At 67.0% G+C, this 7,477-nt stretch carries 9 protein-coding genes; 6 read left to right on the top strand and 3 right to left on the bottom strand.

The annotated features are described in order from the left end of the window. Nucleotides 1-34 precede the first annotated feature (34 nt). The 3 genes from AC1DXX_RS32730 to AC1DXX_RS32720 are packed head-to-tail and all read right to left on the bottom strand — an operon-like array spanning nucleotide 35 to nucleotide 2,706. Nucleotides 35-832, bottom strand: coding sequence for a lysophospholipid acyltransferase family protein (locus tag AC1DXX_RS32730; protein WP_478138362.1), 798 nt, complete (start codon nucleotides 830-832; stop codon nucleotides 35-37). Nucleotides 833-883: 51 nt separating this feature from the next. Next, the gene (locus tag AC1DXX_RS32725) at nucleotides 884-1,915 is read right to left on the bottom strand and encodes a chorismate transformation FkbO/Hyg5 family protein (RefSeq protein WP_478138361.1); all 1,032 of its coding nucleotides are present in this window, start codon (nucleotides 1,913-1,915) and stop codon (nucleotides 884-886) included. 2 nt (nucleotides 1,916-1,917) lie between these two features. After that, nucleotides 1,918-2,706, bottom strand: a complete 789-nt coding sequence (locus AC1DXX_RS32720; RefSeq protein WP_478138360.1) for a class I SAM-dependent methyltransferase — start codon at nucleotides 2,704-2,706, stop codon at nucleotides 1,918-1,920. 120 nt (nucleotides 2,707-2,826) lie between these two features. Here AC1DXX_RS32720 and AC1DXX_RS32715 point away from each other — a divergent pair, with 120 nt between their 5' ends. From AC1DXX_RS32715 to rlmH, 6 genes are all read left to right on the top strand, one after another. Beyond that, entirely contained in the window at nucleotides 2,827-3,552 is a 726-nt protein-coding gene (locus AC1DXX_RS32715; protein WP_478138359.1) for a YebC/PmpR family DNA-binding transcriptional regulator, read from the top strand. A gap of 46 nt (nucleotides 3,553-3,598) precedes the next feature. Continuing rightward, on the top strand, nucleotides 3,599-4,897 hold the full coding sequence (gene purD / locus AC1DXX_RS32710; RefSeq protein WP_478138358.1) for a phosphoribosylamine--glycine ligase: 1,299 nt from the start codon (nucleotides 3,599-3,601) through the stop codon (nucleotides 4,895-4,897). Continuing rightward, complete coding sequence (hemF, locus tag AC1DXX_RS32705) at nucleotides 4,897-5,814, top strand: oxygen-dependent coproporphyrinogen oxidase (protein ID WP_478138357.1); 918 nt, start codon at nucleotides 4,897-4,899, stop codon at nucleotides 5,812-5,814. The genes purD and hemF overlap by 1 nt, the downstream gene beginning before the upstream one ends. Beyond that, nucleotides 5,811-6,440 carry a nicotinate (nicotinamide) nucleotide adenylyltransferase gene (gene nadD / locus AC1DXX_RS32700; protein WP_478138356.1) on the top strand — a complete coding sequence of 210 codons (630 nt, stop codon included), beginning with the start codon at nucleotides 5,811-5,813 and terminating at the stop codon, nucleotides 6,438-6,440. The genes hemF and nadD overlap by 4 nt, the downstream gene beginning before the upstream one ends. After that, nucleotides 6,440-7,108: a ribosome silencing factor gene (gene rsfS / locus AC1DXX_RS32695; protein WP_478138355.1), complete on the top strand. Its 669-nt coding sequence runs from the start codon at nucleotides 6,440-6,442 to the stop codon at nucleotides 7,106-7,108. Before nadD ends, rsfS begins: the two co-directional genes overlap by 1 nt. Next, nucleotides 7,105-7,477 (top strand): 23S rRNA (pseudouridine(1915)-N(3))-methyltransferase RlmH (gene rlmH, locus AC1DXX_RS32690; protein ID WP_478138354.1); only part of this gene is annotated, 373 nt, incomplete at its 3' end. The genes rsfS and rlmH, both read left to right, overlap by 4 nt.

Here is a 7,477-nt window from a genome sequence, read left to right as displayed (position 1 = left end):
GAGAACAGGCGTTCGCCCGCGTTGTAGCTGGGGATCAGGACAAGGTGGGTGCGCGAGGCGTCTGGCATTCGGGGGACGCGTCGGTTGCGCGCTGCTCCATGTTGTGGCGAAAGTATTGTTCCAGCTCGGCCTGCAGGACGTCGCTGTCCTGCGTCGGCGCAAAGCGCTGGCCCAGCCGCAGGGTGAAGACGATCGGCAGCGGCGGTACGCGCCACAGCGGCCAGCCCTTGCTGAGATAGGGCGAGTCGGTGTCGATGAACACCGTCTGGATCGGTGCCTGCGCCAGCTTGGCGATCAGCGTCACGCCGGGTCGAAACGGGTTGAGCGGCGGCGTCACGGTGCGCGTGCCCTCGGGGAAGATCACCAGCTGGCCGCCGTTGCGCAGGTCGGCCACCGCCAGCCGCACCATCATGCGTGCCGACTGGTTGCTGATGTAGCGCGCCAGCCGGGCGCCCGCGCCCAGAAAGATATTGCCCATCAGGTCCGCCTTCATGATGCAGGCGCTGCGCGGCAGCCGCGCCACGAGCAGCAGCGCATCGAGCATGGTCGGATGGTTGGCGACGAAGATCACGCCGGGCTCGTTGCGCATCGGGTCCAGGCAGGTGGCGTCGATGCGCATCATCCCGGTCACGGACGCGAGCCACCAGAACATCCGGTAGGCCAAGGCGATCGTCATCCGGCCCAGCGCGCGTGCGGGGGCCACCGGCATCAGCGGGTAGATCAGCATCGCGACGAAATTCCAGACCAGGGAAATCAGGCCCAGGAACAGCAGCAGCGCGTAGAGCATCAGCGCAAGCGGAATCGCCGTGAGAATGCGCAGCACGCGGTTCATCATGAAGGAATGAATGGTCGGCCCCGATCGGTCGAGCGAGCGAGCCGCGGCTCAGGCCCGCAGCCGGCCGGCTGCGACCGTGTGGGCCTCGATCTCGACCAGCAGGTCGCTGCGGCAGATATCGGCTTCCAGGTACACCGCATGGCGAACCATCGGGGCCTCGGCGCCGAGCGCGCTTTCGATCACGCCGCGCACCGCCTCGGTGTCGGCCGGATGGCGCACGTACACCACGCAGTCGAGTTCGGCCAGCGAGAAGGTCGCGGTGCCCCGTTCGTTGGCGGCGGCGATCACCGCTTCGAGGTTGCGCAGCGTCTCGCGGGTCTGTTCCAGCACGTCGCCGTGGTGCACGGTCTCGTGCCCGACGATGCTCGCGGTGCCCGAGATGAAGAGCGCGACGTTGCCGCCGCCGATGTCCGCCAGCGCAGCGCGCGAGAAGGTCGGCGAGCGCGGCCCGTAGGTTTCGGGATAGCGGTAGGCCGAGACCTGCCGCGGGTTTTCGACCGGCAGCGGCGCCAGCTGGCCGGCCAGGAAACGGATCGACAGCATGCCCTGGTGAATGCCCAGCGCGCAGGCCGCAGGCGCACCCTCGAAGGCAGCGCGGCCGGCTTCGAAGAAGGCCTCCTGCCGGCCGAGGTTGAACTGGCGGTAGCGCTCGAGCCCGCCGCCGTCGGCATTGATCTGCGGCAGGTAGTTCCAGATGCGCTGCAGGTGCGGCGTGCCGGCCTGATCGAGTGTCTTGAAAAGATCGCGGTACGCGCGGTGCGCGAGTTCGGCCAGCCCCTGCTTTTCGGTGGCTTCGTCGAGGTCGATGGCGCCAAGCAGCCAGTGCCCGTCGGTGCGCCAGCGCGCGATGCCGGTGGTGCCTGATCTGATGCGCGTGCCCGTCGCGTGCCACACGTCGGCCATTGCGCCGTGCGGGGACAGGACGCGCGCATTGACGGTCGGCATCCATGCCACCCCGTGCGGCGTGCCGTAGCCGAGCGCAGCGAAGGGCGCCTTGCCGTCGGTGGCCAGCGCCAGGCTGTCCGGCAACGAAAGGCGCTCGACGCGCAGATGAGAAGAGTTTTCGTCCTGAGCTCGCACTGTCAACTGGCCTCGGCGGTCTGTTCTGGTTTGCTGGCGGTGTAGGCGGAAAAGACACCGAGGCTCGGGTACCGGCGCACGTCGGAGAATCCCGCCGCGCCCAGCGCCTGCATCACCCGTTCGGGCGGAATGCAGGCCTCGATGGTGTCCCAGTAGTAGCGCCACAGTTCGGAGGTGTCGCGCCGGCGGCCCACCACGCGGGCGATCAGCGGCACCACGGCGCGCATGTAGCCCTTGAGCAGCGCCGTCGCGACGCGGCCTTCGGGCTTGGTGATTTCGAGCACCACCACGCGACCGCCGGGACGCAACACGCGATGAAACTCGCCGAAGGCGGCGGCCACGTCGCTGATGTGGCGCATGGCGTAGCCCATGCTCACGAAATCGCAGCTGGCGTCCGGGCGGGGCAGGGCTTCCGCAACGCCCCGCACCAGCTCGACGCCGGGCAGCTTGACCTGTTCCATCATGCCGGGACTGGGGTCAACCCCTACGAGGTGGCCCGTGTGGCCGATGATCTTCAGGGCCTCGCGCGCAACCAGCCCGGTGCCGATGCCCACGTCGAGCACCTGCGCCCCGGTGGCGAGGCCGGCCTGCTGCAGCGCAGCGCGGCGGTACGAAGGCCCGGTGCCGAAGGCGAGCACGCACTCGATGCGGTCGTAGTCCGCAGCGGTGCTGTCGAAGATGCGAAGAAGGAACGCCTGATGCTCTACCTCGTTGTTGTAATACAGCGGCAGGGGCGCGTGGGGCGGCAGGGTGTCGGGATTCCCGGGCCCGACGGTAGGCGATGGCGTCATCGACGGATTATCACCAAAAGCTCCACCCCGAAATCGCGTGCCCCGGCGGGCGTTGTTGTGTGCGCCGGACAGTAAACTCGGAGCTTGCTTTGAAAACAYAAGACAGCGAGATAGAAAGCCATGGCCGGACACAGCAAATGGGCAAATATTCAGCACCGGAAGGGCCGCCAGGACGAGAAGCGCGGCAAGCTCTGGACCCGCGCCATTCGCGAAATCACGGTGGCCGCCCGGGCCGGCGGGGGTGACCTCAGCGCCAATCCCCGGCTGCGGCTGGCGGTCGAGAAGGCCAAGGCGGTCAACCTGCCGATCGATACCGTCAAGCGCAACATCGACAAGGCCACCGGCAATCTCGAAGGCGTCAATTACGAAGAAATTCGTTACGAAGGGTACGGCATCGGCGGCGCGGCGATCATCGTCGACACCATGACCGACAACCGCGTGCGCACCGTGGCCGAAGTGCGCCATGCTTTTTCCAAGCACGGTGGCAACATGGGCACCGAAGGCTCGGTGGCTTTCCAGTTCAAGCACTGCGGCCAGATCATCCTTGCGCCGGGTACCGATGAAGACAAGGTGATGGAAGTGGCGCTCGAAGCGGGCGCCGAAGACGTCGTCACCGACGACGACGGCGCGATCGAGGTGATCACCGCCGTCGGCGATTTCGAAGCCGTCAAGAACGCGCTCGAAGCCGCCGGCCTGAAGCCCGAGGTGGCCGAGGTCACCATGCGTGCCGAGAACACGGTGGACGTGACCGGCGAAGACGCCGCCAGGATGCAGAAGTTGCTCGACGTGCTCGAGGACCTGGACGACGTGCAGGCCGTTTATCACAACGCCTCGTTGTCCGAATGAACGAATGAATGAACATTGATCCACAGCGAATGAAGAAGGCCCACGAATGAAGGTACTGGTTATTGGGGGCGGGGGCCGTGAACACGCCTTGGCGTGGCGGTTGGCGCAGGCCAGCCGGGTCAGCCGCGTGTACGTGGCGCCGGGCAACGGCGGCACCGTGAGCGACGAGCGCTACGACTGCATCGACATCGCCGAGCCCGCCGCGCTGCGCGAATGGGCGATGAAGGAAAAGATCGCGCTGACCGTGGTCGGCCCCGAGGCACCGCTCGCGGCGGGCGTGGTGGACGAGTTCCGCGCGCATGGCCTGCGCATCTTCGGCCCGACGCAGGCAGCGGCGCAACTCGAGAGCTCCAAGGCATTCTCGAAGGCGTTCATGAAGCGCCACAAGATTCCGACCGCCGAATACGAAAGCTTCACCGACGCCGCGGCGGCCCATGCGTACATCGATGCCAAGGGCGCACCGATCGTCGTCAAGGCCGATGGCCTGGCCGCCGGCAAGGGCGTGGTGGTGGCCATGACTGCGCAGGAGGCGCACGAGGCCGTCGACTTCATGCTGGTCGACAACAAGTTCGGCGTGTCGCACAACGACGGCGGCGCGCGCGTCGTCATCGAGGAATTCCTGCAGGGCGAGGAAGCCAGCTTCATCGTGCTGTGCGACGGCAAGAACGTCACCGCGCTCGCCACCAGTCAGGACCACAAGCGCCTGCTCGACAACGACGAGGGCCCCAACACCGGCGGCATGGGCGCGTATTCGCCCGCGCCGGTGGTCACAGCCGAGGTGCATGCGCGCGCGATGCGCGAGATCATCCTGCCGACCATCCGCGGCATGGAAAAGGACGGCATCCCGTACACCGGCTTCCTCTACGCCGGTCTGATGATCGATGCGGCCGGCCATCCGAAGACGCTCGAATTCAATTGCCGCATGGGCGACCCCGAGACGCAGCCGATCATGATGCGGCTCAAGTCCGATCTGTTCGAGGTGTTCTGGCACGCCACCGACGGCACGCTCGACCAGGTCGATCTGCAGTGGGACCGGCGCGTGGCGCTCGGCGTGGTGATGGCGGCACATGGCTATCCGCTCTCGCCGCGCAAGGGTGACCGCATCACCGGCATTCCGGCCGAGGCGCCGGACGCCGTGGTGTTCCACGCTGGCACGACGCAAGAAGACGGCGAACTCAAGACCAGCGGCGGCCGCGTGCTCTGCGTGACCGTGCTGGCCGACAGCGTGAAGCAGGCCCAGCAGCGGGCCTATGAGGTGGCGGCGCGCGTTCACTTCGACGGCGCGCAATACCGCAGGGACATCGGATTCCGCGCAGTGCATGCGCGCAACACGCCCCACGCTTGATGCAACAGACCAACCCGTCAGCAGTCAGCGACTACCTGCGCGGACTGCAGCAGTCGATCATTGCGGCGGTCGAGGCCGCCGACGGCGGCGTCTGCGTGCACGATGCCTGGCACAAGGCGCTGGGCGAGCCGTTGCAGGGCCATGGCCTGACATGCATTCTTGAAGGTGGCGCGCTGTTCGAGCGTGCAGGCTGCGGCTTCTCGCAGGTGCGGGGCCCCAAGCTGCCGCCTTCGGCCACGCAGAACCGCCCCGAACTCGCGGGCGCGCCATTCGAGGCGATGGGCGTGTCGCTGGTGTTCCACCCGCGCAATCCCTACGTGCCGATCGTCCACATGAACGTGCGCATGCTCGCGGCGCTGCCCGAAGGCGGCGCGCCGGTCTGCTGGTTCGGTGGCGGCATGGACCTGACGCCGTGCTACGGTTTCGAGGAAGACGCGGTGCACTTCCATACCGTGTGCCGCGATGCGCTTGCACCCTTCGGCGACGACAAGTACCCGCGCTTCAAGACCTGGTGCGACGAGTATTTCTTCCTGAAGCACCGCAACGAGCAGCGCGGCATCGGCGGCATCTTCTTCGACGACTTTGCCGAGGGCGGTTTCGAGAACGGCTTCTCGCTGATCCGCGCGGTCGGCAATGCCTTCCTGCCGGCCTACCTGCCGCTGGTCGAGCGCCGCCGCGACACGCACTACGACGAGCGCGAGCGCAACTTCCAGCTCTACCGGCGGGGGCGCTATGTGGAGTTCAACCTCGTGTGGGACCGCGGCACGCACTTCGGCCTGCAGTCGGGCGGGCGTACCGAATCGATTCTTCTGTCGATGCCGCCGCTGGCAAGCTGGGCCTACCGCCAGCAGCCCGAGCCAGGCACTCCCGAAGCCCAGCTGTACAGCGACTTCATCGTGCGGCGCGACTGGTTGTGAACCCCTCCGGCACGGCCCCGCGCATCGGCATCTTCGGCGGCGCTTTCGATCCGCCGCACAACGCCCATGTCGCGATGGCCGAGGTTGCATTGGCGCAGCTCGACCTTGCCGAGCTGCACATCATTCCCACGGGGCAGGCCTGGCACAAGAGCCGCGCGCTGACGCCGAAGGAAGACCGCCTTGCGATGACGCGCCTGGCTTTCGGCGGACTGAAGGGCACCGTCGTCATCGACAGCCGCGAAGTGCTGCGCGATGGCCCGACCTATACGCTCGACACCTTGCACGAATTGCAGAAAGAACAGCCCGGCGCGCAACTCGTTCTGATCATGGGTGCCGACCAGGCGAGCGCGTTGCAGACCTGGCACGGCTGGCAGGCTATACTCGGCATTGCTATTGTTTCTGTAGCGTATCGCGCACTATCGACGGGCGGCACTGCCCGTTTTGATCCGAAAATGCTGCCCAACCTCCCGGCTGGCGCGCGTTTCGAGGCGCTAGAACTGCCTGCCATGGACACCAGCGCCACCGAGATCCGGCGGCGCGCAGCGCTGGGCGTGGACATTTCCTCGCTGGTTCCGCCCACGGTTGCACGCTATATTGACCAACACCACCTCTACCGCTCTGCCTGATGACCACTGAAGCCGCCGCCAAGAAAGACACCCAAAAACTCCAGCGAGCCATCATCGATGGACTCGAAGACGTCAAGGCGCAGGACATCCAGGTATTCGACACAGAGCATCTTTCGCCGCTGTTCGAGCGTGTGATCGTCGCGTCGGGCACCTCCAACCGCCAGACCAAGGCGCTCGCTGCCAGCGTGCGCGACGCGGTGCGCGAAGCCGGCTTCGGCAAGCCGCGCATCGAGGGCGAGGACAACGGCGAGTGGATCATCGTGGACTGCGGTGCGGCCGTGGCGCACATCATGCAGCCCGCCATCCGCCAGTACTACCACCTCGAAGAGATCTGGGGCGACAAGCCGGTGCGCGCCAAGCTCGGCGGTGCCAAGCCTGCCGCCGCCAGTGCATCGAAGGTGAGCGAAGAGAAGAAGCCGGTCGCCGCGAAGATGCCCAACCTGCGCCGCACGAGCGCCGCCAAGACCGCAATCCGCGCGGCCGAGCAGGAAGCCAAGGCCGAGAAGGCCAGCAGGTCTCCTGCGAAGAAGACCGCGGCCAGGAAGGCGCCGGCGAAGAAGACCACGACCGCACGCACGCCGGTCAAGGTCGTCGGCAAGCCCGCAGCGAAGAAGCCTGCGGCCAAGAAGGCGGCGCCGGCCAAGAAGGCGCTCGCCCGCCGCGCATGAAACTCCTGGTGGTCGCCGTCGGGCAGCGCATGCCCGACTGGGCGCAGACTGCCTGGGACGACTACGCCAAGCGTTTCCCGCCCGAGCTCAAGCTCGAGCTGCGCGCCGTCAAGACCGAACCCCGCGGCTCCAAGTCGCTGGAGACGCTCTACGCCGCCGAACGTGAACGCATCGAGGGCGCCATCGCCAGGGGCATGCGCATCGTGGCACTCGACGAGCGCGGCACCGCGCTCACCACCAAGGCGCTTGCCGCGCGTCTGCAGGCCTGGCAAGGCGAGGGCGACGACGTGGCCCTTGTCATCGGCGGGCCCGACGGCCTCGACCCTGCCTTCAAGGCCGCAGCCCACGAACGCATCCGCCTGTCCGACC

The sequence above is a fragment of the Variovorax sp. P4_B10 genome, assembly GCF_056402375.1.
This window is presented reverse-complemented; position numbering and strand designations above follow the sequence as displayed.